The organism is Geobacillus sp. E263 (assembly GCF_007197795.1).
GTDB lineage: Bacteria > Bacillota > Bacilli > Bacillales > Anoxybacillaceae > Parageobacillus_B > Parageobacillus_B toebii.
The window spans coordinates 2,794,407-2,820,305 of the sequence record NZ_CP041632.1 but is presented as its reverse complement, the minus strand read 5'-3'; the positions used below and the strand labels follow the sequence as shown (position 1 = coordinate 2,820,305).

The 25,899-nt window shown below is 43.6% G+C and carries 23 protein-coding genes, 2 pseudogenes and 2 riboswitches; of the genes and pseudogenes, 20 read left to right on the top strand and 5 right to left on the bottom strand.

What is annotated here, in order from left to right:
* Positions 1-11: 11 nt before the first annotated feature.
* Positions 12-2,297 carry a ribonucleoside-diphosphate reductase subunit alpha gene (locus FNL97_RS14420; RefSeq protein ID WP_143416029.1) on the bottom strand — a complete coding sequence of 762 codons (2,286 nt, stop codon included), beginning with the start codon at positions 2,295-2,297 and terminating at the stop codon, positions 12-14.
* Positions 2,298-2,421: 124 nt separating this feature from the next.
* A riboswitch (cobalamin riboswitch) is annotated at positions 2,422-2,619 on the bottom strand.
* 360 nt (positions 2,620-2,979) lie between these two features.
* Here FNL97_RS14420 and FNL97_RS14415 point away from each other — a divergent pair.
* The 5 genes from FNL97_RS14415 to FNL97_RS14395 all read left to right on the top strand — a co-directional run bounded on the left by FNL97_RS14415 (position 2,980) and on the right by FNL97_RS14395 (position 9,264).
* A complete protein-coding gene (locus tag FNL97_RS14415; RefSeq protein ID WP_143416028.1) occupies positions 2,980-5,058 on the top strand; it encodes a carbon starvation CstA family protein in 2,079 nt (692 codons plus the stop codon).
* Positions 5,051-5,254 (top strand): YbdD/YjiX family protein, encoded by a 204-nt coding sequence (locus FNL97_RS14410; RefSeq protein ID WP_017435755.1) that lies wholly within the window; start codon positions 5,051-5,053, stop codon positions 5,252-5,254. The genes FNL97_RS14415 and FNL97_RS14410 overlap by 8 nt, the downstream gene beginning before the upstream one ends.
* Positions 5,255-5,512: 258 nt before the next feature.
* Complete coding sequence (locus FNL97_RS14405) at positions 5,513-7,177, top strand: glycoside hydrolase family 13 protein (RefSeq protein ID WP_062679177.1); 1,665 nt, start codon at positions 5,513-5,515, stop codon at positions 7,175-7,177.
* A 243-nt stretch (positions 7,178-7,420) separates the two neighbouring features.
* Positions 7,421-7,951: a YfiT family bacillithiol transferase gene (locus tag FNL97_RS14400; RefSeq protein ID WP_143416027.1), complete on the top strand. Its 531-nt coding sequence runs from the start codon at positions 7,421-7,423 to the stop codon at positions 7,949-7,951.
* A 113-nt stretch (positions 7,952-8,064) separates the two neighbouring features.
* Positions 8,065-9,264 (top strand): MFS transporter, encoded by a 1,200-nt coding sequence (locus tag FNL97_RS14395; RefSeq protein WP_049756982.1) that lies wholly within the window; start codon positions 8,065-8,067, stop codon positions 9,262-9,264.
* Positions 9,265-9,326: 62 nt separating this feature from the next.
* Here FNL97_RS14395 and FNL97_RS14390 read toward each other — a convergent pair whose 3' ends face one another.
* The gene (locus FNL97_RS14390) at positions 9,327-10,511 is read right to left on the bottom strand and encodes a class I SAM-dependent rRNA methyltransferase (RefSeq protein ID WP_062679179.1); all 1,185 of its coding nucleotides are present in this window, start codon (positions 10,509-10,511) and stop codon (positions 9,327-9,329) included.
* Between the two features lie 156 nt (positions 10,512-10,667).
* Between FNL97_RS14390 and FNL97_RS14385 the strand changes: the two genes are divergently transcribed.
* From FNL97_RS14385 to FNL97_RS14320, 14 genes and pseudogenes are all read left to right on the top strand, one after another.
* A complete protein-coding gene (locus FNL97_RS14385; protein WP_062679180.1) occupies positions 10,668-10,982 on the top strand; it encodes a YbjQ family protein in 315 nt (104 codons plus the stop codon).
* Positions 10,983-11,055: 73 nt separating this feature from the next.
* Positions 11,056-11,163: riboswitch (TPP riboswitch) on the top strand.
* A gap of 108 nt (positions 11,164-11,271) precedes the next feature.
* Complete coding sequence (gene tenA, locus FNL97_RS14380; protein ID WP_143416026.1) at positions 11,272-11,970, top strand: thiaminase II; 699 nt, start codon at positions 11,272-11,274, stop codon at positions 11,968-11,970.
* Positions 11,954-12,544, top strand: a complete 591-nt coding sequence (locus tag FNL97_RS14375; RefSeq protein WP_143416025.1) for an ECF transporter S component — start codon at positions 11,954-11,956, stop codon at positions 12,542-12,544. Before tenA ends, FNL97_RS14375 begins: the two co-directional genes overlap by 17 nt.
* Before the next feature lie 20 nt (positions 12,545-12,564).
* Entirely contained in the window at positions 12,565-14,016 is a 1,452-nt protein-coding gene (locus FNL97_RS14370; RefSeq protein ID WP_143416024.1) for an ABC transporter ATP-binding protein, read from the top strand.
* 13 nt (positions 14,017-14,029) lie between these two features.
* The gene (locus tag FNL97_RS14365; protein ID WP_143416346.1) at positions 14,030-14,812 is read left to right on the top strand and encodes an energy-coupling factor transporter transmembrane component T family protein; all 783 of its coding nucleotides are present in this window, start codon (positions 14,030-14,032) and stop codon (positions 14,810-14,812) included.
* 16 nt (positions 14,813-14,828) lie between these two features.
* Entirely contained in the window at positions 14,829-15,437 is a 609-nt protein-coding gene (tenI, locus tag FNL97_RS14360; protein WP_143416023.1) for a thiazole tautomerase TenI, read from the top strand.
* Between the two features lie 43 nt (positions 15,438-15,480).
* Positions 15,481-16,611 (top strand): glycine oxidase ThiO, encoded by a 1,131-nt coding sequence (thiO, locus tag FNL97_RS14355; protein ID WP_143416022.1) that lies wholly within the window; start codon positions 15,481-15,483, stop codon positions 16,609-16,611.
* Positions 16,611-16,814, top strand: a complete 204-nt coding sequence (gene thiS, locus FNL97_RS14350) for a sulfur carrier protein ThiS (RefSeq protein WP_012749311.1) — start codon at positions 16,611-16,613, stop codon at positions 16,812-16,814. Before thiO ends, thiS begins: the two co-directional genes overlap by 1 nt.
* A gap of 1 nt (position 16,815) precedes the next feature.
* Positions 16,816-17,583, top strand: a complete 768-nt coding sequence (locus FNL97_RS14345) for a thiazole synthase (protein WP_062679187.1) — start codon at positions 16,816-16,818, stop codon at positions 17,581-17,583.
* On the top strand, positions 17,580-18,605 hold the full coding sequence (locus FNL97_RS14340) for a thiazole biosynthesis adenylyltransferase ThiF (RefSeq protein ID WP_012749313.1): 1,026 nt from the start codon (positions 17,580-17,582) through the stop codon (positions 18,603-18,605). The genes FNL97_RS14345 and FNL97_RS14340 overlap by 4 nt, the downstream gene beginning before the upstream one ends.
* Before the next feature lie 200 nt (positions 18,606-18,805).
* Positions 18,806-19,993 carry an IS701 family transposase gene (locus FNL97_RS14335; RefSeq protein ID WP_012748853.1) on the top strand — a complete coding sequence of 396 codons (1,188 nt, stop codon included), beginning with the start codon at positions 18,806-18,808 and terminating at the stop codon, positions 19,991-19,993.
* 452 nt (positions 19,994-20,445) lie between these two features.
* A complete protein-coding gene (locus tag FNL97_RS14330; protein ID WP_012749314.1) occupies positions 20,446-21,714 on the top strand; it encodes a hemolysin family protein in 1,269 nt (422 codons plus the stop codon).
* A 122-nt stretch (positions 21,715-21,836) separates the two neighbouring features.
* A pseudogene (locus FNL97_RS14325) lies at positions 21,837-22,379 on the top strand (transporter substrate-binding domain-containing protein); the annotation flags it as partial.
* A pseudogene (locus tag FNL97_RS14320) lies at positions 22,292-22,825 on the top strand (amino acid ABC transporter ATP-binding protein); the annotation flags it as partial. The pseudogenes FNL97_RS14325 and FNL97_RS14320, both read left to right, overlap by 88 nt.
* A gap of 57 nt (positions 22,826-22,882) precedes the next feature.
* Here FNL97_RS14320 and FNL97_RS14315 read toward each other — a convergent pair.
* On the bottom strand, positions 22,883-23,092 hold the full coding sequence (locus tag FNL97_RS14315) for an alpha/beta-type small acid-soluble spore protein (RefSeq protein ID WP_062679188.1): 210 nt from the start codon (positions 23,090-23,092) through the stop codon (positions 22,883-22,885).
* Positions 23,093-23,338: 246 nt separating this feature from the next.
* On the opposite strand from FNL97_RS14315, the gene FNL97_RS14310 reads away from it, so the two are divergent.
* Positions 23,339-23,581 carry a hypothetical protein gene (locus tag FNL97_RS14310; protein ID WP_143416345.1) on the top strand — a complete coding sequence of 81 codons (243 nt, stop codon included), beginning with the start codon at positions 23,339-23,341 and terminating at the stop codon, positions 23,579-23,581.
* A 50-nt stretch (positions 23,582-23,631) separates the two neighbouring features.
* Here FNL97_RS14310 and FNL97_RS14305 read toward each other — a convergent pair whose 3' ends face one another.
* Both FNL97_RS14305 and FNL97_RS14300 read right to left on the bottom strand, forming a co-directional pair.
* Positions 23,632-24,744, bottom strand: coding sequence for an ABC transporter ATP-binding protein (locus FNL97_RS14305; protein WP_143416021.1), 1,113 nt, complete (start codon positions 24,742-24,744; stop codon positions 23,632-23,634).
* Between the two features lie 168 nt (positions 24,745-24,912).
* Positions 24,913-25,815, bottom strand: coding sequence for a PucR family transcriptional regulator (locus tag FNL97_RS14300; RefSeq protein WP_143416020.1), 903 nt, complete (start codon positions 25,813-25,815; stop codon positions 24,913-24,915).
* Between the last annotated feature and the right edge of the window lie 84 nt (positions 25,816-25,899).

Genomic DNA, 25,899 nt, shown 5'->3' with positions numbered 1-25,899 from the left:
CCCCCTTGGCATTAACTTGCGCATGATTCACATTCATCGATCGTGCTGGAAGTAGAGCGGACGTAATACGTTGTTTTGAATCCTGACTTCCATGCGGTGAGATGAAGATCTAAAAGCTCTTTTGCTTTGATAGTGTTCAACACGTAAAAATTAAACGAAATCGCTTGGTCGATATGGCGTTGGCGCGCCGCATTTTGCTTAATGCTCCAATGCTGGTCAATATGGTAAGCTGATTTATAGTACCACGTTGTTTCGGCGTTTAAATCGGGCACGGTAACTGGAATTTTGTAATCTTTCTTTTCTTCGGCGTACACTTTTAAAAAGATCGGATCGATACTGGCTGTGCTGCCGGCGATAATCGACGTCGAAGCGTTTGGCGCAATCGCCATCACATAGCCGTTGCGCATGCCGTATTTGGCAACTTGTTTTTTCAGCGTGTCCCAGTCGACGTTGTCGTTGCGGCGGTATCCGCGTTTATCAAAATAAGCGCCCGTCTGCCAGTCAGATCCCGGAAACGCCGGATATCTTCCTTTTTCTTTTGCAAGCTCCATGCTTGCTTGGATCGCTAAGTAGGCAATTTTTTCATACAGCTTGTCCGCGTATTCAACTGCTTCATCCGATTCCCAGCGAATGCCTTTTAACGCAAGCAAATGATGCCAGCCGAACGTGCCAAGTCCGACGGCGCGATATTTTTGATTGGTGAATTTCGCTTGTAATACCGGGATATTATTTAAATCAATGACGTTATCGAGCATGCGCATTTGGATCGGGATGAGCCGCTCGAGTACATCGTCGGTGACGGCACGGGCAAGATTGATGGAAGACAAATTGCAAACAACGAAATCGCCCGGGATTTTTTCAATGATAATCTTTCCATCTTTCGTATATTGTTTTTCCACGACGGTCGGACTTTGGTTTTGCGCAATTTCTGTACAAAGGTTGCTGCAGTAAATCATGCCGAGATGCGCGTTCGGGTTTTTCCGGTTCACTTCGTCGCGGTAAAACATAAATGGTGTGCCGGATTCTAACTGGCTGCGCATAATGCTTTTCATTATTTCGATCGCTGGCACTTTTTCTTTCGAAAGGCTCTTTTCTTGAACGCATTGCCAATATTTTTCGCGGAAGCTTCCGCTGCCTTTTTCCTCATCATAAAAGTCTTCCAAACTAAATCCCATCACTTTGCGCACTTCATGGGGGTCAAACAAGTACCAATCGCCGCGTTTTTCTACTTGCTCCATAAATAAATCTGGGATGCAGACGCCCGTAAATAAATCATGTGTTCTCATTCGTTCATCGCCATTATTTAATTTCGCGTCCAAAAAAGCGAAAATGTCTTTATGCCAAACATCCAAATAAACGGAAATCGCACCTTTGCGCTGCCCTAATTGGTCGACGCTGACGGCGGTGTTATTAAGCTGCTTCATCCATGGAATCACTCCGGACGAAACGCCTTTAAACCCCCTTATATCGCTGCCTCGGCTTCTGATTTTGCCGAGATAGACGCCGATTCCGCCGCCGGATTTTGAAAGGTTGGCGATGTCTGTGTTGCTGTCGTAAATGCCTTGCAAGCTGTCATCGACGGTATCGATAAAGCAACTTGAAAGTTGTCCGTAGCTTTTTCCGGCATTTGCTAACGTCGGCGTGGCGACGGTCATATATAAGTTGCTTAGCGCCCAATACGCTTCTTGAATGAACGTAAACCGGCGATGTTTCGGTTCTTTCGCCATTAACGTCATTGCGATGATAAGGAAGCGCTCCTGCGGCAGTTCGTACAAGTTGCGGTCGTAGTCGCGGGCGAGGTAGCGGTCCGCGAGCGTGCGAAGGCCGATATATGTAAACAACTTATCTTTATCTGGATCAATAAGTTTTCCAAGCTCATTGATTTCTTCTTTTGAGTAATCATCAAGAAGAGAGCGATCGTACACGCCTTTAGAAACAAGCGTTGTAATCAACTCGTACAAGCTGCCGTAGCGTTGTTTTGCGTCATATCCACGTTGTTTTGCCGCTTCTTTGTATAGCTTTTGCAAATAGATGTGAGCACAGACAAACGTCCATTCTGGTTCTGCCTCACTAATATAGGAAAGACCTTCAAGTATTAAGTAATTCGTGATTTGTTCCGCAGAAAGTGTATCTTTGCTTTCGATGATGCGGATGATGCGCTCCATATAGTCATCTGTCTGTAGATGCGGGTAGTCTTTTGTTATATTGCGGATAAAGGAAATGAGTCGTTCGCGCGAAAACGGTTTAGTTTGCCCGTTTTCTGAAGTAATAATGATAGTGTTCGCCTGTAGTTCCATCAGTTTCTCCTCCTTGTTTCCATAAAAAAATCCACTCGGGTCGAGTGGACGAAACGACAGTATAAAAAGGGCAAGAGAATCCCTTTCCAACCATCGTTTCATCTTCTCGCTCCCCGGAGAACATGAAACGCAAACAAGCAAGGCAGGTCTCCTGACTCGTGCTTCTTCCTACTTTGGATCCTTCCCGTATGTGCGCCCGAGCGAGCTTTCACATACAGTGGATGTTCCATTTCGTCCACACATACAGTTGCGGGGGCAGTTCTGGATTCTCACCAGATTCCCTATTAAGTCCGGATGGACACCATTGCTTGCGGTCTTCATACTATATTTAGTTGTGGTTTTAGATATATAACACAATATATAGTATTTTTGTTGCTGATGGTACAAGCATATAATAAAACGATAGAAAATTCAACTATTTTTTGTAAGGACATGAAAACTCATGATTATTTTCTTGATATTACATTTTTAACAAATAAAACTGATTTATACTTTTTTAGAATAATAAAACAGTTATCCAAAATTCAACAAATTAATATTAGGCAGGAATGTTCAGAGTAAAAAAAGATATGGTGATAAAACGACTATAAAAATATTTATCCTTATAATATTTAGAAAATATTCTTTGAATTTTTCAGAATAGTTAATATAATATTATTAAAACAACAAAGGGGGAAAAGACGTGAAAGGATTAAAATCGGCCTTGCTTTGGGGGCTTATTTCCGCTCTTGGGGCGGCAGGGTTTGCCGTTCTTGCATTGAACCGCGGCGAGACGGTGAATGCGATTTGGCTGATTGTTGCTGCTGTGTGTACGTATGCGGTAGCGTATCGGTTTTATAGTAAATTTATTGCTCGCAAAGTATTTGAGCTCGATGACAATCGCAAAACGCCTGCGGAAGTGTTTAATGATGGAAAAGATTATGTGCCGACAAACAAATGGGTATTATTCGGCCATCATTTTGCGGCGATCGCTGGCGCCGGACCGCTTGTCGGCCCGATTTTGGCCGCACAAATGGGATATTTGCCAGGGACGATTTGGATTATTGTCGGCGTTGTGTTAGCGGGCGCGGTTCAAGATTTTATCATTTTGTTCGCGTCGATGCGCCGTGACGGCAAGTCGCTCGGTGAAATGATCAAGGAAGAAATTGGCCCTGTAACAGGATTTATCGCGATGCTTGGAATTTTAGGAATCATGATTATTTTATTAGCCGTTTTAGCGTTAGTAGTAGTAAAAGCGCTTGTAGGAAGCCCATGGGGAATGTTTACGATTGCTGCAACGATTCCGATTGCGATTTTGATGGGAGTTTACATGCGCTTTATTCGTCCAGGGCGTGTGGCGGAAGCGTCATTAATGGGATTTATTCTGCTTCTTGTTTCTCTTGTCGCTGGACAATATGTGGCGGAGCACCCGACATTAGCGAAAATCTTTACATTGAAAGGTGAAACGATCGCGATTTTAATGATTGCTTACGGATTTGTCGCATCTGCTTTGCCGGTATGGTTATTGCTTGCGCCGCGTGACTATTTGAGCACGTTCTTAAAAATCGGTACGATTGTTGGTTTAGCGTTAGGAATTTTAGTGGTTGCACCTGATCTACAAATGCCGGCGTTAACGAAATTTGTGGATGGCACTGGTCCTGTGTTTGCTGGTAACTTATTCCCATTCTTATTTATTACGATTGCTTGCGGTGCGGTGTCTGGATTCCATGCACTCGTTTCGTCTGGTACAACGCCAAAAATGATTGAGATAGAGAGCCATGCGCGCCCGATCGGCTATGGAGCCATGTTAATGGAATCGTTCGTGGCAGTGATGGCAATGGTTGCTGCGTGTATATTAACTCCTGGAGCATATTTCGCGATTAATAGTCCAGCTGCTGTAATTGGGCAGGATGTTGTGCAAGCAGCAAAAGTCGTATCTTCATGGGGATTTACCATTACGCCTGACATGCTGACGGAACTTGCCAAAGATGTCGGTGAGCAAACGATTTTATCGCGGACTGGCGGAGCGCCGACACTAGCGATCGGAATGGCTGTCATCCTTTCCAATGTGATCGGCGGAAAAGCATTAATGGCGTTTTGGTATCATTTCGCGATTTTATTTGAAGCGCTCTTTATTTTAACGACGATCGATGCAGGCACACGCGTTGGGCGTTTTATGATTCAAGATATTATGGGCACTTTCTACAAACCGCTTGGCAAAACGGATTCACTAGTTTCCAATATTATCGCGACTACATTATGTGTATTAGCTTGGGGCTATTTCTTATATCAAGGAGTAGTCGACCCTCTTGGCGGTATTAATACATTATGGCCGCTTTTCGGTATTGCCAACCAAATGCTGGCAGGAATTGCGCTTTTATTTGGAACGACGGTTTTATTCAAAATGGGCAAAAAAGCTTACGTTTGGGTGACATTGGTCCCAACGACATGGCTTTTAGTGGTAACGATGACGGCAGGATTCCAAAAGCTGTTCCATAGCAATCCAAAAATCGGTTTTCTAGCTCATGCTAATGCCTTTAAAGATGCATTAAATCAAGGTAAAATTTTAGCACCTGCAACCAATGAAGCACAAATGCGGCAAATCATTATGAACGACTACATTGATGCAACGCTTTGCGCGATTTTCATGCTTGTTGTGATTGCCATGTTGATTTCGGCAGTAAATATGTGGATAAAAGTATTGAAAAACAAACATGTACCGTTGAAAGAAGCACCTTATATTCCAAGAGATGGAGGAAATGAGGTTAAACATTATGCGTAAGTGGCTTCATACGATTCTTTCCTACCGCAAGCAATTTCTTGATTTGCTTGTCGGTGTTCCAAACTACGAGAAATATGTAGAACATATGAAAACACATCATCCAGGAGAGCCGATAAAATCAAGAAAAGAGTTTTTCTGCGAAGTGCAGGAAGCGCGCTATAACGGCAAAGGCGGAAAAGTATCACGCTGTTGCTGACATAAAAAGGGGAAACTATTCCCCTTTTTTCCTTTTTCGTATTTATTTTAAGTTAATGAGGACGAGCTTTTTCGTTTGTGTTTTCCTGTTCATTCACGAGGCGAATCGCTCCAAAACAGAGTAAGAATAGAAAAAGCGCAGCTTTCTATGTATACAAAAGAAGGCTGCCTTCTTTTTTGCAAAAAAGATTGTATATTGGCATCATGTAGTGTACAGTTAATAGTGAAAACGTATGCACAAAAAGAGGAGGATACAGCCGTGAAGAAAGCTTGGTGGAAAGAAGGAGTCGCGTATCAAATTTATCCGAGAAGCTTCATGGATTCAAATGGCGATGGAATTGGAGATCTTCGCGGAATTATCGAGAAGCTTGACTATTTAAAAGACCTTGGAATCGATATCATATGGATTTGTCCAATTTACAAGTCGCCAAATGCCGATAACGGATATGATATTAGCGATTATCATGCGATTATGGAAGAATTCGGGACAATGGAAGACTTTGATTTATTGCTCGAGGAAATTCACCGGCGCGGCATGAAAGTGATTTTAGATTTAGTCATTAACCATACAAGCGATGAACACCCATGGTTTATTGAATCGCGTTCATCAAGGGATAATCCGAAACGGGATTGGTACATTTGGCGTGATGGAAAAAATGGCAAAGAGCCGAACAACTGGGAAAGCATCTTTGGCGGATCGGCGTGGGAGTACGATCCGAAAACTGATCAATATTACTTGCACATATTTGATGTAAAGCAGCCGGATTTAAACTGGGAAAACGAAGAAGTGCGCCAAGCGTTGTATAAAATGATTAATTGGTGGCTGGATAAAGGAATTGATGGATTTCGAGTGGATGCTATTTCACATATTAAGAAAAAGCCGGGATTGCCGGATTTGCCGAATCCGAAAGGGCTAGATTATGTTCCGTCTTTTGCTGGCCATATGAACCAAGAAGGGATTATGGATTATTTAAGAGAGCTCAAAATGCAAACGTTTGCGCATTATGACATTATGACGGTTGGAGAAGCGAATGGCGTTACCGTCGAGGACGCGGAAGAATGGGTCGGTGAGGAAAACGGCATTTTCAATATGATCTTCCAGTTTGAACATTTAGGGTTATGGCAAAAAGGAACGAATGGCGGAGTGGATGTGCGCCAATTAAAGCGCACGTTGACAAAATGGCAAAAAGGGCTGGAAAACCGCGGCTGGAACGCATTGTTTTTAGAAAACCATGATCAGCCTCGTTCTGTCTCGACATGGGGAAATGATAAGGAGTACCTTACCGAAAGTGCGAAGGCGCTTGGTGCGATGTACTTTTTGATGCAAGGAACACCGTTTATTTATCAAGGACAGGAGATTGGGATGACGAACGTCCAATTTTCGAATATTGAAGACTACAATGATGTCGCCATTAAAAGAATGTATCAAATCGAACGGGAAAAGGGCCGCTCCCATGAAGAAATTATGAAAGTGATTTGGAAAACAGGGCGCGACAATTCACGAACCCCAATGCAATGGTCCGACGCGCCAAACGCGGGGTTTACGACGGGAACGCCATGGATGAAAGTGAACGAAAACTATAAGACCATTAACGTCGAGGCGCAATTGCGCGACCCGAACTCCGTCCTTCAGTTTTACAAAAAAATGATTCGGCTTCGCAAGGAGAACGAAGTGTTTATTTATGGAACGTACGATTTGATTTTAGAAAAGCATCCGACGATTTATGCGTACACAAGAACGCTTGGAAACGAAAAAGCGGTGGTTATTGTCAATTTAAGCGACAAGCCAGCGCTGTATCGATATGATGGCATTCGATTAAGCTCAGAAAATTTGGTGCTGCAAAACTATGATGTAAAACCGCATAAAAACGCAACACGCTTTAAGCTGAAACCGTATGAAGCACGCGTATATTTGCTGAAATAGACAAAAGCTGCCGTTCATTTCTCGGCAGCTTTATTTTGCTTCGGTGAGGAGAGATGGCTTTAGGCTGCCCGTCTCTTGTCAAATTATTTTGTACTGTCCTTTTGTAAACTTCGCTGCGGCAATTATATCCGGCATAAGTGAAAGTAATTTTAATAGAAGCTATGTAATGATATGCTGTCTATATTTAAGCAGGATTTTTTTATGGGTTATAGAATATGTATATAAGAAGAGGAGGAAAAAAATATGGATGAAATTCGCTACCCGATTGGTAAATTTCAAGCCCCGGCTGCGTTTTGCGAAGAAGATGCGAAACAGTGGATTTCTGATATCCGCCAAATACCAGCAAAATTGCGGGAGGCGGTCAGCGGATTAAATGAAGAACAGCTGAACACGCCGTATCGAGATGGTGGGTGGACGGTTGCACAAGTTGTCCATCACATCGCCGATGCAAGCATGAACGCGTTTTTGCGCACAAAATGGACATTGACGGAAGATGTTCCTTCGATTAAACCGTTTGAGGAAAATGATTGGGCAAAGACGACAGAAGCTCGTTCACTACATATCGAGCCATCGCTGCAATTGCTCGAAGGCCTTCACGAGCGGTGGGCGCATCTGCTAGAGTCGATGAGCAGCGATGATTTTCAGCGGAATTTTTATCATGAAGGTACAAAAGAGAACGTCCCTTTATATGTGTTAATCGCCATGCACGCATGGCACGGCAAACATCATACGGCGCAAATTGCTTCGTTGCGACAACGCAAAGGATGGAACTAAAAGCTGCCTAGACGGGCAGCTTTTTTATCTCATTATAAATTTCCAATAAGCTTTTTACATAAAAAATTTATCTATTTATGTTACACTAAACTGTATTGAGTGTTCGGTTTAAAATGAATGATTGGAGGGAGTTTGCGGTGGGGGAACCACAAAGTCAAAACATCATAGATGCAACGAAGGAAAAAATTTGGACAAAAGATTTTATACTTATTTGTTTAGCTAATTTTTTTGTTTTTCTTGGATTTCAAATGACATTGCCGACGATTCCGCTGTTTGTCGAGCATCTTGGCGGCAATGACCAGCTGATCGGTTTAGTGGTCGGGATTTTCACATTTGCGGCATTAATGGTGCGGCCGTTTGCCGGGCATGCGTTAGAAACAAAGGGGCGGCGTTTTGTATTTTTGCTAGGGCTTGCGATCTTTGTCCTTTCGGTCGGATCATACAGCTTTATCGCGAGCATTTTTTTGTTGTTTATGATGAGGGTTATTCAAGGCATTGGGTGGGGGTTTTCGACTACTGCCTCCGGAACGATTGCCACGGACATTATCCCTGCCAGCCGGAGAGGCGAAGGAATGGGGTATTATGGACTATCAGGGAATTTAGCACTTGCTTTTGGGCCATCTATGGGGTTATTGCTCGCCGGAATGTTGTCATTCCGCCATCTTTTTTTGATTTGTGCCGTTTTAGGTTTGGCGTCACTATTGTTTGCTTCGAATATTACATATAAAAAAATCGGACAGCCGCAAGCGCAAGCGCGTAATAAGTGGGATATTTATGAAAAAAGCGCGCTAGAGCCTTCAATTTTGCTATTTTTCCTTACGGTGACATTTGGAGGAATTGCCTCATTTCTGCCACTATATACTGCACAAAAAGGAATTTCAGGAATTCAATGGTATTTCTTGCTATATGCGCTTGCGTTAATGGTAACAAGAACGTTTGCCGGCCGGTTGTATGATAGAAAAGGCCATCAGGCGGTGTTTATACCAGGTGCTGCACTGATTTTCATTGCAATGTTATTGTTGGCTTGGCTGCCAAGCAATGCGATTTTGTTTATCGCAGCGATTCTTTACGGGCTAGGGTTTGGAACGGTGCAGCCAGCACTGCAAGCATGGTCTGTGGAAAAAGCGGCAAAAAACCGAAAAGGAATGGCAAATGCGACCTTTTTCGCCTTTTTCGATTTAGGGGTCGGAGTAGGAGCGATGGCTTTTGGGCAAATTGGCCATTGGTTCGGTTACTCTAGCATTTATATAACTGCCGCACTATCCGTGTTGATTTCTATTAGCTTTTACTTATATATTTTGCATAAAAAATAAAACGCTTAGGACTGTATGACAGTCCTAAGCGTTTTTTTTGTTTAGAAAATGGAACCATTTAGCTATCTGCGCGAATGCACTTCATAAATGGCAAATTTTAAATAGTCGCCTTCATCGGCAGCAAGCAGCTTTGGATGATCGTAGCCGGCGCCGCTCCAGTACACTTGCCGCAAAATTTTCTTCGCATCAAACGCCGCTTCTTCGATCATCGCTTGGAACAAATCAGCGTGAACATGGTACGAACAGCTCGCTGTGACGAAAAAGCCGCCATCTTTGACAAGCTTTAAGCCGTTTAAGTTAATGTCTTTATAGCCGCGCAGCGCTTTCGGAACGGCTTGAGCTGATTTCGCAAACGCTGGCGGGTCAATGATGACAACGTCCCATTTCTTTCCATCGCGAACCGCTTCGCGCAAATAATCGAATGCATTGGCGACGACAAAATCGACGTTGGTAAAGCCATTGAGTGCGGCGTTGCGTTTTGCTGTTTCAATGGCGTGTTCGGAAATATCGACCGCAGTGACGTGTTTCGCACCATATAAGCACGCATTGAGCATAAACGAGCCAGTATGGGTAAAACAGTCGAGCACTGTTGTATCGCTGTTAATGAGCGGTTTAATCGCCGCTCGGTTTTGTCTTTGGTCGAAGAAAAATCCCGTCTTTTGCCCGTTTTCAATGTCGACGATATATTTGACGCCGTTTTCTTCAATCAGCACTTCCGTTTCCGACTGGCCATACCAAAAGCCTTTTTCTTGCTCTAGCCCTTCTAGCTCGCGGACATACACGTCATTGCGCAAATAAATCGCTTTTGGCTTAAATACTTCAAGCAAACCACGCAAAATCCAGTCTTTCCGTTTTTCCATCCCGAGGGAAAGAATCTGAACGACAAGCACGTCTTCGTATTTATCGACGATCAGCCCCGGTAAAAAGTCAGCTTCACCGTAAATAGCGCGGCATGAGCGAACGCCGGGAATCATTCGCTCACGATACTCCCATGCTTTGCGGATTCGGTCGACAAAAAATTGTTCATTTAGCTCTTCATCAGGATTTTGCGTCAAAACGCGCACAATGATTTGCGATTTCGGGTTAATATAGCCCTTTGCCAAAAAGTAGCGTTGATGATTATATACGTCCACAAAATCGCCTGGTTCAAAGTCTCCTTCAATATAATCGACTTCGCTTTGGAAAATCCATGGATGTCCTTGTTCCAGACGTTTTTTTCGCTTTCGTTTTAAAAATACGTTTGCCACGTTCTCCACTCCATTATGATATAGTCGTTTGCTTTTTCTATGATACAGAATTGCGGACAAAGACGCAACGCAGGCAAGTTTGTCGACATTTGGCAGGACTATTTTCTTCTAAACAGAATAACGATAAGCATAGATGAAAAGAAAAGAGGGATTGTGATGATTATCGCAACGACGGACTATGTACCAGGAAAACAAATAAAAGAGTATATCGGATTTGTACAAGGAAATACGGTACAGTCAAAACATATCGGCAAAGACATTATGGCTGGTCTGAAAACGATTGTCGGCGGAGAAATCAAGGCGTATACCGAAATGATGGACGAAGCGAGAAAAATTGCGATTGGACGCATGATAAACGAGGCGAAACGCCAAGGAGCAAATGCGGTAATCGGCGTAAGAGTCGCTACAGCGGCAATTATGGCGAATACGTCGGAAATCTTGGCATACGGTACAGCAGTCATCGTGGAATAGTAAAAAAAGGGTTGACAATGATATTTACCGTGATATGATAAATTTAAACAAGGGAAAATTTTTTATATTGGACGCAATCCACTAGGGGGGCCTTTAGAAAGGCTGAGATCAAAGTGTGCCTTTGAGACCCTTAGAACCTGATCTGGGTAATACCAGCGTAGGGAAGTGGAGTGGCGCAGTCGTGGGTTTTTCTGTGTTTTTTCGACGACTATGTGTGCAACACCACTTTCTTTACGCATCGTAAAGGAAGTGGTGTTTATTTTTTATAAAAAGAGGGGGAGAGATAAAGATGTCATTTGCGATGGAATTGCGGAAAAAGGCCGATCCGATCTGGCAGGCAAGCTTTCGCCATCCTTTTGTGAGAGAGTTAGGGGAAGGAACGCTAGACCTTACTCGTTTTCGCTATTATGTGATGCAAGATGAGTATTATTTGCACCATTTTGCGAGAGTTCAAGCAATTGGAGCGGCGAAGTCTCCAGATTTGAAGACAACCGCGCGCATGGCGTATCACGCCCAAAGCACATGTGAAGCGGAATTATCTTTGCATGAAACGTTTGCCGAGCTGCTTGGGATCACGGAAGAAGAAAAAGCGTCATTTATTCCGGCGCCGACCGCATACGCGTATACGTCGCATATGTACCGGGCTGCGTATGAAGGGCATTTAGGTGATGTGATTGCGGCGATTTTGCCGTGCTACTGGCTTTATTATGAGATTGGTGAGCGGCTAAAGGACTGCAAGCCGAAAGAGCCGATCTATCAGAAATGGATTGGAACATATAGCTCCGAATGGTTTCGCAGCTTAGTAGAAGAACAAATCGCCCGTTTGGATGCGATTGCGGAAGCAGTCACCGAATCCGATCGCAAACGGATGGAACAGCATTTTCTTATTAGCAGTGAATATGAATACGAATTTTGGGAGATGGCATATCGCTTAGAAACATGGCCATCAGCAAGAAAGGAGATCAAAGAACATGTCAGCAACAACTAAAGGATTGAAGCTTGTTGATATTTTAACGACAATCGTGATTTCTGTCGTTTTTGGGATCATTTATAAAATTTGGGGACCTTTCTACTACTTTGTCAAGCCATTTGGTTTCCATATCGATCAGTTGATTTACGGCATGTGGTTTATCGCCGCATCGGTGGCATATTTGCTGATCCGCAAGCCAGGTGTTGCGCTGTTAGCGGAAATTGCTGCTTCTTCTGGAGAATTTATTATGGGCTCAGAGTGGGGGCTAGAGGTGCTTATTTACGGAGTCGTTCAAGGGCTTTTGGCGGAAGTGGTGTTTGCCGCGTTCCGTTATAAACGGTTTGACGCATTGGTCGTGTCGTTAGGGGCGATTGGTGCGACGATTGGCTCGCTTGTGATGGATTTTTATAAAGGGTATATTGAATCGCTGGCTCCTTGGAACTTGGCATTATTCCTTATTGCCCGTTTTATTGGCGCAGTGGTGATTGCCGGTGTTTTTGCCGTTTCTTTAGTAAAAGCGTTAGAAAAAACTGGTGTGACGCAAATGTTGCGCCCGGCTTCGAAAGAAGATTACGATGCGCTTGATCGTTAAAAAAGGTGGCGTGTGAACCGATGAAACCGATAGCATCTGTTGAACGGCTGCGCTTGAAATTTCCTGGAAAAGATACATTGTTATTTAAAGATTTATCGATCACGTTTTACGAAGGAGAAAAAGTGTTGTTGCTCGGTCCATCCGGATGCGGAAAATCAACATTGTTGCAAGTGCTGTCGGGCTTGATTCCGCATTCGATCGATATTCCGATGAAAGCAGAGCGAGTGCAGCTTCCCAATAATTGGGGCTACGTCTTCCAAGATCCCGATTCGCAATTTTGCATGCCGTTTGTCGATGAAGAAATCGCCTTTGCGCTCGAAAATATCGGTGTGCCGCGCGAAGAGATGAAAGAGCGGATCGAGAAGCTGCTAGAGACAGTTGGTCTTTTTGTAGAGCCGCATACCGATATTCATACACTATCGGGAGGAATGAAGCAACGGCTCGCCCTTGCTTCCGTATTGGCGTTAGATCCAGATGTACTGTTTTTGGATGAACCAACGGCAATGATTGATGAAGAAGGAACGGAAGCGATTTGGCGGACGGTGAAACAAATTGCCCATGATAAAACGGTCATCATTGTCGAACATAAAATCGATCATATACTCGATTTTGTCGATCGGATTATTTTATTTAATGATAACGGCGAGATCATTGCTGATGATAAAGCGCAAACGGTGTTTTCCGATTACAAAGATATCATTGCTTCACAAGGAATTTGGTATCCGGGTGTATGGGATGAATATATAGCGAAGCGGCAACGCCAGCGAGTGAATGTTCGCCAAGAGGAAATTATCCGCCTTCGCGAGTTCCAAGGCTATCGCCTGCGCGATGTCAAAATACGCGTGGAAGAAGCGACCGTATGCGCAGGAGAATGGATTGCCATTACCGGCAAAAACGGCGCTGGGAAAAGTACGCTCTTGCACGCGCTGATGAAGCTCATTCGCACAGACGGGACGTATGAGTTATACGGAAAAGACAGCAAGCAGTTAAAACAGCTTCATCGTTTGATTGCATTTGTCTTCCAAAATCCGGAATTTCAGTTTGTTACTAATTCTGTACGAGAGGAGATTGCTTATTCGCTTCGTTTAGAAAAACGAGAAGAAGCGGAAATTACGGAAACGGTCGAACAATTTCTGCAGAGATTCCACCTTCGAAAACAGCAAAATCAGCATCCATACCAACTTTCCATGGGACAAAAGCGTCGTTTAAGTGTGGCTGCATCGATCGTAAGCGGACAGCAAATTTTCCTGCTCGATGAACCAACGTTTGGTCAAGATGCAAAAAATACGTTTGCGCTGCTTGAGTTATTGGAATCGTATCGCGAGCAAGGAGCAACGATTATGATGGTCACCCATGATGAGAACATTGTCAAATATTTTGCCACAAGAAGATGGGTGATTGAAGACGGGCAGCTGGTGAAAGATGAACGGATTTCTCCTCATCCATCCAAAGCGGCTGTGCTGTCCGTGTAGGGAGGTATAGATGATGAAATGGAACATTCATTATCGAGAAACATGGCTGCATCATACGAATCCGAGCTTAAAACTTATGGTGCTCATTTTGTTGTTTATCGTTGTTTTATTCGTACACAACCCAAATGTTTTAATCAATTTTTCGTTCGGTCTTCTCTTGTTATTTATGCTGTATACCGGCTATCCATGGAAGTTTTTGCTGCTATTGTTTTTGCCGTTTTTTCTTGTATTTGTGTCGACCGCGTCATCGATGATTTTGTTTGGTGAAGGTTCGACGACATGGTTTCGCTGGGGGCTTATCCATGTGACGGAAGAAAGCTTTTTGCGCGGAATGCATCTTGGATTTCGAGCGCTTTCGTTCGCGCTCCTTGGGCTTTTGTTTTCCCTAACGACAAGACCGGTCCGCTTATTTTATTCGCTGATGCAGCAGTTAAAATTAAAGCCAAAATACGCTTACAGCTTTTTAGCAGGCGTTCGCTTAATTCCGATTATGATCGAGGAATTTCAAACTGTAAGAAACGCGTTAAAAGTACGAGGGGTTGTCCATAACGGATTGTTCGAAAAAATGAAGCGGTATGCGATTCCGCTTTTATCACAAAGCATCCGCCGTGCCCAGCGCATCGCTGTTGCGATGGAAGCAAAGCGTTTTTCCAACAGCGCAGAGCGAACGTTTTATTATGAAATCGGGTTTAGCAAATATGATATTGTGCTTGTTGCTGTTTTTATCATAGTGACGGCAGCGGCTTATTACACAGGAGTTCATTATCCGTACATTCCGGTGGAAGATGTGCGGTAGAAAGCAAGGGATTAGAATGGAAAGACAACTTCATATCATTTCAACAGGAAAACAGTCTTTAGACCAGTTCGTTGCGATTTGCGCCCGCGTTCATCCATATGTAGACGCGATTCATGTGCGGGAAAAAATGAAAACAGCAAGGGAAATTTCCGAGTTTCTTACAGCGTTAATCAAGCAAGGAGTGCCGCCTAGAAAAATCATCGTGAACGACCGAATTGATGTGGCGGTGGTTTTTGGAGTAAAAGGAGTCCAGCTTGCGCACCATAGTTTGTCTGTGCGGAAAGTAAAACCTCATTTTCCTTCGTTGTCTATCGGTTGTTCGGTTCATTCGATCGCGGAAGCGATGGAAGCGGAAGAAAGCGGTGCTGATTATTGTATATACGGCCACGTTTTTGCTACTGGAAGCAAAGTAGGGGTACCGCCGCGCGGAATAGAATCATTGCGAAGTGTCGTCAATCACGTGAATATTCCTGTTATCGCGATTGGCGGCATCCATTCCAATAATGCAGAACAAGTACTGAAAGCTGGTGCGCACGGGATTGCCGTCATGTCAGCAGTATTTTTTGCTGAAGATCCTGTTGGCGAAGCAAAGAAACTTAAAAAAATTATAGAGAAAATGGCATGAACGAGGAAGAAATCGTTAGCAGAAAAGGGAAGAGGGGATTTAAATGGAACGTTATCATTATGACGTTGTGATTGTCGGCGGCGGAATTATTGGCGCTTCTATTGCTTTTCAGCTGGCGAAACGTCATTTTCGCGTCGGTGTGCTTGAAAAAGGGCGGATTGCGAGCCAATCATCAAGCGCGGCGGCAGGAATGCTTGGAGCGCAGTCTGAATTTTCCGAAGAGAGTCCGCTTATTCCTCTCGCTCTCAAAAGCAGGGAGATGGTTCCTGAACTTGCGAAGGAATTAAAGGAACTCACCGGAATCGACATTGGGCTTGTACAGAAAGGCATGTTGAAAGTGGCAGTAACGGAGGAAGAAGCAGCCGCCCTTCGCCGTCATTACGAATTTTGGCAGCATACCGATTATCCAGTACGCTGGCTGTCGATGGATGAGGCAGCGGAAATAGAGCCGAATGTTTCCCGCGATTTAGCGGGCGCGATGTACATCCCATCAGACGGACAAGTGAGCGCTTCTGATTTCGCTATCGCTTTTGCGAATGCCTCGATTGCCTATGGAGCAAAGTGGCATGAGTATACGGAAGTCATCGATTTACAACAAGCAAATCATTCATACATGATTCGCACCAATCATGGAACGATCGCAGCCGATGTTGTGGTTATTGCGGCAGGAGCATGGTCTTCGCGTGTTCTTGCCAAAACGGGCATATCGCTGCCGATGTATCCAGTCAAAGGGGAATGTCTTCTTGTAAAAACAGAAAAACCGTTAATTCAAGCGACCGTATTTGCGAAAAACGGTTGTTATATCGTTCCAAAACGAGGAAATCGCCTATTGATAGGGGCAACTTCGACACCGCACACATTTGACCGAAAAGTATCGATTCATGGAATCATGAATTTGCTTGAACGTGCGCATCATCTTCTTCCAGAAATGAAAAATGCGGAATGGGAAAAAGCGTGGAGCGGCATCCGCCCGCAAACGAGCGATGGCTTGCCATACATAGGGGAGCATCCGTGCTATCCGAATGTATGGATCGCGACAGGTCATTACCGAAACGGAATTTTGTTAAGTCCGATTACCGGCGTATTGTTAGCCGATCTCATTGAAGGAAAAGGAAGCGAGGTCGACCTTGCTCCATTTTCACTTACAAGACATCAAGCAAAGGTGGGGAAGTGATGGAACTCATTATTAACGGCGAATCGATTCATGTTCCAGATGAAGTGAAAACGGTTAGCGATTTGCTTGCCCATTTTCAGTTAAACAATAAAATTGCGATTGTCGAAGTAAATTTAACGATTATCCCAAAACAGCAATATGAAACAACAACATTATGTAATGGCGATAAAGTAGAAATCGTTCATTTTGTAGGAGGCGGTTGATATGTTAAAAATCGGGCCATATGAATTTCAATCAAGATTGTTGCTAGGAACAGGAAAATATCCAGACTTGGAAGTACAAAAGCAAGCAGTGGAAGTGTCAGGTGCGGAAATTTTAACGTTTGCTGTTCGACGCATGAACATTTTTGAACCAAACCAGCCTAATTTTTTGGAAAATTTAGATCTTGCAAAATATAAACTTCTTCCAAATACAGCGGGGGCGAAAACGGCGGAGGAAGCAGTGCGAATCGCTCGGCTCGCCAAAGCGTCGGGATTATGTGATATGATAAAAGTAGAAGTGATCGGCTGTGAGAAAACATTGCTTCCAGACCCAGTGGAGACGTTAAAGGCAACAGAGATATTGTTGGAAGAAGGATTTATCGTTCTTCCATATACTTCTGATGATGTTGTGCTCGCAAAACGTCTGCAAGAGCTTGGCTGTCATGCGGTTATGCCGGGGGCTTCGCCGATCGGTTCCGGACAAGGCATTGTCAATCCGTTAAACTTAAGCTTAATTATTGAACAGGCAACTGTCCCGGTGATTGTTGATGCTGGAATTGGCAGCCCGGCGGACGCGGCGTTTGCAATGGAGCTAGGGGCTGATGGTGTGTTGTTAAACACTGCTGTTTCTGGTGCAGCCGATCCGGTTAAAATGGCAAAAGCGATGAAACTTGCTGTGGAAGCCGGACGTCTTGGCTATGAGGCAGGCAGAATTCCTAAAAAACGGTACGCAACAGCAAGCAGTCCAATGGAAGGAATGAGTGTTGTTTGATTGAACGGTATTCTCGACAAGAGTTATTTGCGCCAATTGGCGCAGAAGGACAAAAAAAGATTATGCGGAAACATGTGCTCATTATTGGTGCGGGTGCGCTAGGAACAGGAAATGCAGAGGCGCTTGTGCGGGCAGGCGTTGGCAAAGTCACCATTGTTGACCGCGATTATGTCGAATGGAGCAATTTGCAACGTCAGCAATTATATAGCGAAGCGGACGCAAAAGAATGTATCCCAAAAGCAATTGCTGCAAAGCGGCGGCTTGAAGAGGTAAATTCTGATGTCGCAATTGATGCCATCGTCGGCGATGTAACGGCACAAGAGCTTGAAGAGCTTATTGCAGAGCGAAAGCCCGACCTTTTGATTGATGCGACAGATAATTTTGATATACGTATGATTATTAACGATGCTGCGTATAAATATCGCATCCCGTGGATTCACGGCGCGTGTGTCGGAAGCTATGGCATTAGTTACGCGTTTATCCCAGGGAAGACCCCATGTTTTCACTGTCTGCTCGAAACGGTGCCAGTAGGCGGTTTGACATGTGATACAGCAGGAATTATCAGCCCTGCTGTGCAAATGGTCGTCGCCTATCAAGTAACGGAAGCATTAAAAATTCTTGTTGAAGATTGGGCGGCGCTGCGCAATAAACTTGTGTCGTTTGATTTATGGAAAAATCAGCATACGGCGATTCGCATTGATCAAGTGAAAAAAGAAGATTGCCCTACTTGCGGCACTCATCCATCGTATCCGTACCTTTCTTATGATCAACAGACAAAAACAGCGGTATTATGCGGACGAAATTCCGTACAAATTCGCCCGGCTGCGCCTCGAAACTACAACTTGCAAGAGCTGGCTGAATTATTTGTCAAACAAGGATTGCCCGTAGATGTCAACCCGTATCTTGTCTCTGTATCGCTTGGAGAGCGACGGCTTGTTGTCTTTCAAGACGGACGCGCGCTCATTCATGGGACAAAGGATATTCAAGAGGCAAAAACGATTTATTATCGCTATTTAGGCTAGGAGCTTCTATTATGAGAAGCTCTCTTTTTGTGTTTGTAGCTTTGCCAAAAGGATTGTCGATTAGCCTTTTTTATAATAGAGTCTGTAGATGAGCAAATTCACTGACATAAATTGACAACTAAACAAAAAAGGAGACATGAACCCGATTCCTTGGTTAGAATAGATGTACCACCAACTATCCACAAGGAGGTTCATGTCTCATGAATAGATTAGCACATCACCAAGGAATCCACAAGTTTTTCTTCACGCTGGGGTTGACGCTGCAGCTTTCCAAACCGGTCATCAAGCATCTCATTCATATTGTCGATGCCTTGACCACCAAGGGATTCTCGGGAACATTGACTGATATTCATTACTGGAGCTTTCATCCGAATCATCGAACGACGCTCAGTCACTTTTTCACGAAAAGCCCTTGGAACGAGGAAAGACTGCTTGGGAAGCTTCAAGAGTGGATCCTTTCCCAGGTCGAACGACTGGCCAAACGGAAGAATCAACCCCTTTTTGTTTCGATTGATGATACGATTTGCCAAAAAACAAAGCCTTCGTCACGGGCTGTGCACGCCATTCAAGGGTGCGACTGGCACTACTCGCATAAAGATCATCAATCGGTCTGGGGGCATTCGCTCGTTTGGCTGATGGTGCACACCTTCACGCAGGCGTTCCCATTTGCGTTCCGCCTGTATGACAAGAAAGCGGGAAAAAGCAAGATCGACCTGGCGATCGAGATGCTTTCCTCGCTCAAGGTGAAGCGGGCTCAGCCGGTGTATGTGCTCATGGATTCGTGGTATCCGTCTAAGAAGCTCATCGAAGCCTGTCTGAAACAGGGATTCCATGTCATCGCGATGCTCAAGACGAACCGGATTCTCTACCCGAAAGGCATCGCCATCCAAGCCAAGCAGTTTGCCCGCTATATCGAGTCCAAAGACACCCGCCTCGTCACGGTGGGGCAGGAGCGTTATCGCGTGTATCGCTATGAGGGGGCCATCCATGGCCTCGATGACGCGGTGGTGCTGCTGGCTTGGAAGGCGGATCAGCCGATGGCGCCGGAACATCTTCATTGCATCTTGAGCACCGACCGGGAACTCGGGGACGAAGACATCTTGCGTTACTATGCTCAGCGTTGGACGATCGAGTGCTTTTTCCGGCAGGCGAAAGATCAACTGAAGCTGGATGGATACCGCGTTCGCCACATTCGGGCGGTGAAACGGTATTGGGCGGTGGTGCTGTTGGCCTGCGTGTACAGCATCGCCGAATCCCGCCAAAACCTCTCCACCGGGCTGGAGCTTCTTCGGTCGCGGAAAGACCACAGCGTCGTCGAGTTCATTTATGACGCTGCAAAGCAAGATATTCCCATTGATGTGATCAAAAAACAGCTCCGTATCGCGTAAGGGGTACCCTGTTTGTCTCTCTAACCATGGAAATTATTGTAATGAAAAATGCTCATCTACAGATAGAGTAATAAGTATTACCTTTCTCACAATAAAATTGCAAGGGGAAAAAATGGATTTGTCAAAAAGTTGTATAAAATGTCTTACGTATTGAGAAAATTATTGTGTTAACATAACAATGGGGATGATTATCGTTAGGAGGGGCATTTATGGAGGAATTATCCGTAACGTTAAACATTGCTTCATTGCTTGTGCTGATATATTTTATCGGTTCAATCATCATCGAGTCATAAAAAGCTGCAGGGATCATCCTGCAGTTTTATTATATTTTAGACGATAGGCGTTTTGCGAATAGGCTTTTTGTGAAAAATTTGATATAATGTAATAAATACAATGGATAATACTAAAATACTAACAAAGTACGTTTTTTTATTTAGGAGAGTGAAGATTCTTTGGGAGAGTTGCCTCTGAGTCTGTTAGGGTGGTTTTTTCTTTGTATCGTGTTAGTTGCCTTCTTTTCTTCGGTGGAAGCCGCATTTTCTTCAGCGAATAAAATTCGCTTGAAAAATTATGTGGAAGAAAATCACCGTGGCAGCAAGCGAGTAAATTACATTATGGAAAACTTAGATCGCGTCTTATTGACGGTGCTTGTTGCAAACAGAGTCACAAGTATTGTTGCCGTTGCGTTTTTAGCAGATATTGCGACAACGATGCTTGGGGAGCGTGCAGGTCTTATTGCTGCGATTATTGTCATGACCGTGCTTCTTTTAATCTTCGGTGAAATTTTGCCAAAATCGATTGCGAAAGAGCATGCGGAATCGCTATCGATTCGTTATGCCGGAATTGTTTACGCATTGATGAAACTGCTTTCACCCATCACGACATTATTTAACGCTGTAAAAGAGAGCGTAGCGAAACGGTTTACGAATGGAACGGTTGTTCCAGCAGTAACGGAAGAGGAAATTAAAGTGATGATTGATTTAAGTGAAGAAGAAGGCATTATTGACAACAAAGAAAAAGAATTAATTCACCGTTCGCTCGATTTTGATGAAATTTTAGTTGGAGAAATTTTTACGCCACGGTCAGATATGGTCGCTGTGGAAGTAAATCAGCCGATCGAAGCAATTCGAGATGTTTTTCTTGAAGAAAAGTACTCCCGTATACCGGTGTATGAGGAAGATATTGATAATGTGATTGGTATTTTATCTGAAAGGGACTTTTTTAGTGAGCTTGTACAACAAAAAGATATAAACATTCGCGCGTTATTACGCAAGCCGCTGTTTGTCGTGGAATCAATGAAAATTTCTGATTTGTTGCCGGAACTTCAAAAAAGCAGAGTGCATATGGCAATTGTCATTGATGAGTTTGGAGGAACAGCAGGATTAATTACGCTTGAAGACATTATTGAACAAATTGTTGGAGAAATATGGGATGAGCATGATGAAGCGGTAAAAAATATTCAACAAATCGATGAAAACAGTTATGAATTTAACGCTGAACTTCCGCTTGATGAATTTTGCGAAATAATGAAAATTGATGCACCGGAAAGCTCTTCCCATACGTTAGGCGGTTGGATATTTGAAATGTTTGAACGCGTGCCGAATGTCGGCGAAACGCTGCATTATGGTCCGCTTACTTTAACCGTACGACAAGTCGAAAATCGCAGAATTAGGAAAGTACTTGTTTCATTAAATGAGCCGCCGTTAGTGGAAAATATGTAAGGAGCGAGAAGCTCCGTTTTTTGTTTTGTCGTTTATACTCTTTTATTGACATCATATACAAACTTTTTTATTATGACATATGTCGCTAAAAACCAATCGGAATGATGGAGGTTAAAAAATATATGAAAAGATTTTTTCTCAAAAGTTTGCTTCTTTTGTTGACAGCTTCGATTTTGTTGTTGGCCGCATGCGGCAATCAGCAATCCAAGGAAAAGTCGGGCAAGCAAGAAACCGACTTGTTAGCGCAGGTGAAAAAATCGGGAGAATTGCGAATTGGAACAGAGGGAACATATCCGCCGTTTACGTTTCATGATAAAAGCGGAAAGTTAACCGGTTTTGATGTGGATTTGGCAAGAGAAGTAGCGAAGCGTCTCGGCGTCAAGCCTGTGTTTATGGAAACACAGTGGGATGCGATGTTCGCGGGATTGGACGCAAAACGTTTTGACATGATTGCCAATGAAGTCGGAATCCGCCGGGACCGGCAACAGAAATATGATTTTTCTGATCCGTACATTACTTCTATGGCGGTGTTAGTCGTTCATAAAGATAACAATAAAGTATCTAAATTTGAAGACATAAAAGGACTAAAAGCAGCGCAATCGATGACAAGCAACTATGCGGATTTAGCGCGGTCGTATGGCGCTCAAATTGTTGGTGTGGAAGGACCGCCCTTGAAAACGTCATGGAAGGACCTGTGACGGTCAAGCGCGAAAAGAAAGAGCGAGTACGCGAGAGAGCGATGGCATTGTTGGAGAAAGTGGGGCTGAAAGATAAAGCCAATCATTATCCATTTCAGCTGTCTGGAGGGCAGCAGCAGCGTGTCGCGATCGCACGGGCGCTCGCCATGGAACCGGAAGTCATGCTGTTTGACGAACCAACATCAGCGTTAGACCCGGAGCTTGTCGGTGAAGTGCTGAAAGTCATGAAAAGTTTGGCGAATGAAGGAATGACAATGATCGTCGTCACTCATGAAATGAGGTTTGCGAAAGAAGCAGCCGATGAAGTGGTTTTTATGGATGGGGGAATCATCGTGGAAAGAGGAGCACCGGAACAGCTGCTCGTTTCTCCGAAACATGAGCGCACAAAACAATTTTTACAACTCATCGAGTAACAAGATAAAGCCCCAGGCAAGACGCCTGGGGCTTAAGCCATGTATATGAAGTTTTTATTAGCGAGTGCCGAATTGGCCGCCGATTTGTTGTTGCGCCATTGCTACAAGGCGTTTTGTAATTTCGCCGCCAACAGAACCGTTAGCGCGAGAAGTTGTGTCAGGGCCAAGGTTTACACCAAATTCTTGAGCGATTTCATACTTCATTTGATCGATTGCTTGTTGCGCACCAGCGACTAGTAGTTGGTTAGAATTGTTGTTACGTGCCATTATGATCATCTCCTTGTTTAAGTTTTGATGGCTGGGTTGTCTGGATTTGCACCAGCACCGCATGCTGTTATAAGCATGCCGCCAAACTAGGCTGAACCCAATGTACTGTTTGCTAATGGTACTAATAGTTTGAGACGTTTTTCTTTCATTATTCATTTCTTTCTTATGGTAATTTTTAACGTTTTACTGTTTTGTGTATTAGGGAATATGTAAAATAAGGTAATGTTTTTAGCAGGAGGAAACATGATGAACATTTGTCCGCTTTGCAACGGTTTACGTAATGTAACAGTATATTGTTCTTGTTGTCAGAATCAAATGGAAGATAAAGGTAAAATAACCGATTATTATGATGATTACAGCCCTTATATGGATATTGATATGATGAAATTGGTCGATGGGTATCCGAAGACATTGATTCGGCACGAATGTGTGCATCTTTTTTATTGTCTGCATTGCTGTCACGAAGAAGTGCGGTTTATTAAAGAATAGGCTCTAGCATCATCGCTAGAGCCTGTGCAATATTTTGGGGAACGATATCGTTATTTTTCATCCGCAGAACGGATTCGTTTTTCCGTTTCAATATCAAAAAAGTGTGCTTTGTTCATATCTAAGGCAAGGTCTAATTGGTGGCCTGGCTTGATTTCTGTGCGGGCATCGATGCGTGCGACAAATTCTTGTCCATTAATATTGGAATAAATCATCGATTCTGCACCAAGCAGCTCGGCTACCTCAACGCGGGTGGTAATTTTCGTATTTGGCGATGCTTCAAGGAAGAGTGGTTCATCATGGATGTCTTCTGGGCGAATGCCTAAAATGACTTCTTTGCCGATATAGCCCTGGTCGCGAAGCACTTTCATTTTTCCTTCTGGAACGCCAATAGTAATATTTCCAATGACAAACTTGCCATCTTGCAATATTCCTTTTAAGAAGTTCATCGCTGGGGAACCGATAAAGCCACCGACGAAAATATTTTCTGGTTTTTCATATACTTCTCTCGGTGTGCCAACTTGTTGGATGACACCATCTTTCATGACAACAAGCCGTGTTGCCATTGTCATTGCTTCCGTTTGGTCGTGTGTGACATAAATTGTTGTTGTTTCTAAACGCTGATGCAATTTAGCGATTTCGGAACGCATTTGCACACGAAGTTTTGCGTCTAGGTTCGAAAGCGGCTCGTCCATTAAAAATACTTTTGCGTCACGGACGATAGCGCGGCCTAATGCCACCCGTTGACGTTGACCACCGGAAAGCGCTTTTGGCTTGCGATCTAAGTATTGCTCAAGGCCAAGAATGCGCGCTGCTTCACGAACGCGGCGTTCGATTTCTGCTTTTGGGAATTTCCGAAGTTTTAAACCAAATGCCATGTTATCGTAAACGGTCATATGCGGATAAAGAGCGTAGTTTTGGAATACCATCGCAATATCGCGGTCTTTTGGCGCAACATCATTCATGCGCTTGCCGTCAATATATAAGTCGCCTTTTGAAATTTCCTCAAGGCCGGCAATCATCCGCAATGTTGTTGATTTGCCGCAGCCGGATGGACCGACAAAGACGATAAATTCCTTATCTTTAATATGTAGGTTAAAATCTTTTACAGCGATTACGTTGTTATCGTAAATTTTATAAATGTGCTCTAAACGAAGCTCTGCCATATTCTCACTCCCCCTATTAGAAAACGTTTTCAACTGCTTTAAGCGTACCGAAAATAGCAGAATTCGTAAATGGACAACATGCACAAAAAAAGAGGGAGATTTCAGGCAAGATGACGAATAGACGGACTATGCGCTTGCCTCGTATGGTGATCCTGGCTTTACTGTAGTTCAATGGTCCGCATATTGCTGTAATAATATTGCTAAATACACAGCGACAGCTCCTTTAAAATGTTTAATATCGATTCCTGTTTTTTCAATAAATTTATCAATGCGATATTGTAAACTGTTGCGGTGCATATATAACTTTTTTGCCGCTAAGGAAACGTTTAGATTGCATTGAAAAAACGTTTTGATGATATGAAGTGACTCGTCATCCAATGTTTCGAGAAAAGGAAGCGACTTCTTGATCATTTCAAGTTCCGAGGAACCATGGATAAGCAATAGCGGAATCACATCTTCCATCTGATATACCGTTTGTGTTGGCATATACGTTTGTGCTAGCTGGAAACATTGTTTTTCGTGGCAAAATAATTCATAAAGATGGTCACCATATGGATGGATGTGCCCGATAAATAGATGAATGGTGATATAAAAATCGGTAGATAATGTATCAATAATTTCAGCAAACGGCAAAGGATCTAGGGTTGGTTTTTGTTTTTTTTCAATAATGACACCTTGGTAGTCGTGTTCCCAAACGATAATAATATGTTCGGAAAACAACCCGCTGATGACATCGAAAAAATTATCTTTGTTGACAACAGAACCTTTTATGAAAAAATGAATAAAGCGATAATACGGGGACTGGGAGGAAAAATGCTGCAGCAACGTTGAATCTCCATGCGTGACCCAACGATGCCATGCCATTTCTTCATCGCTGATCATACGGCCAACGTCGGGAATCGGCGTGAGAAAAATCGATAATAGCTGTTTTTCCTGTTTCGATAGACGTTGTTTGCAAATTCCGATTTTATCTCCATCTTTTGTATAAAACCATTCATATGCATCAGTGTCGGTTACTTGTTCATTAATGACGATTGCATCCTTATAGTAGGATTTTAGCTGTTTGAGCATGGCGATGTTTCCTTTCTTCACTTCATGATTCTTTTTAGCTTATTATACAAAAAGAAAAACCGATTTTCCCAATAAAAAGGAAAA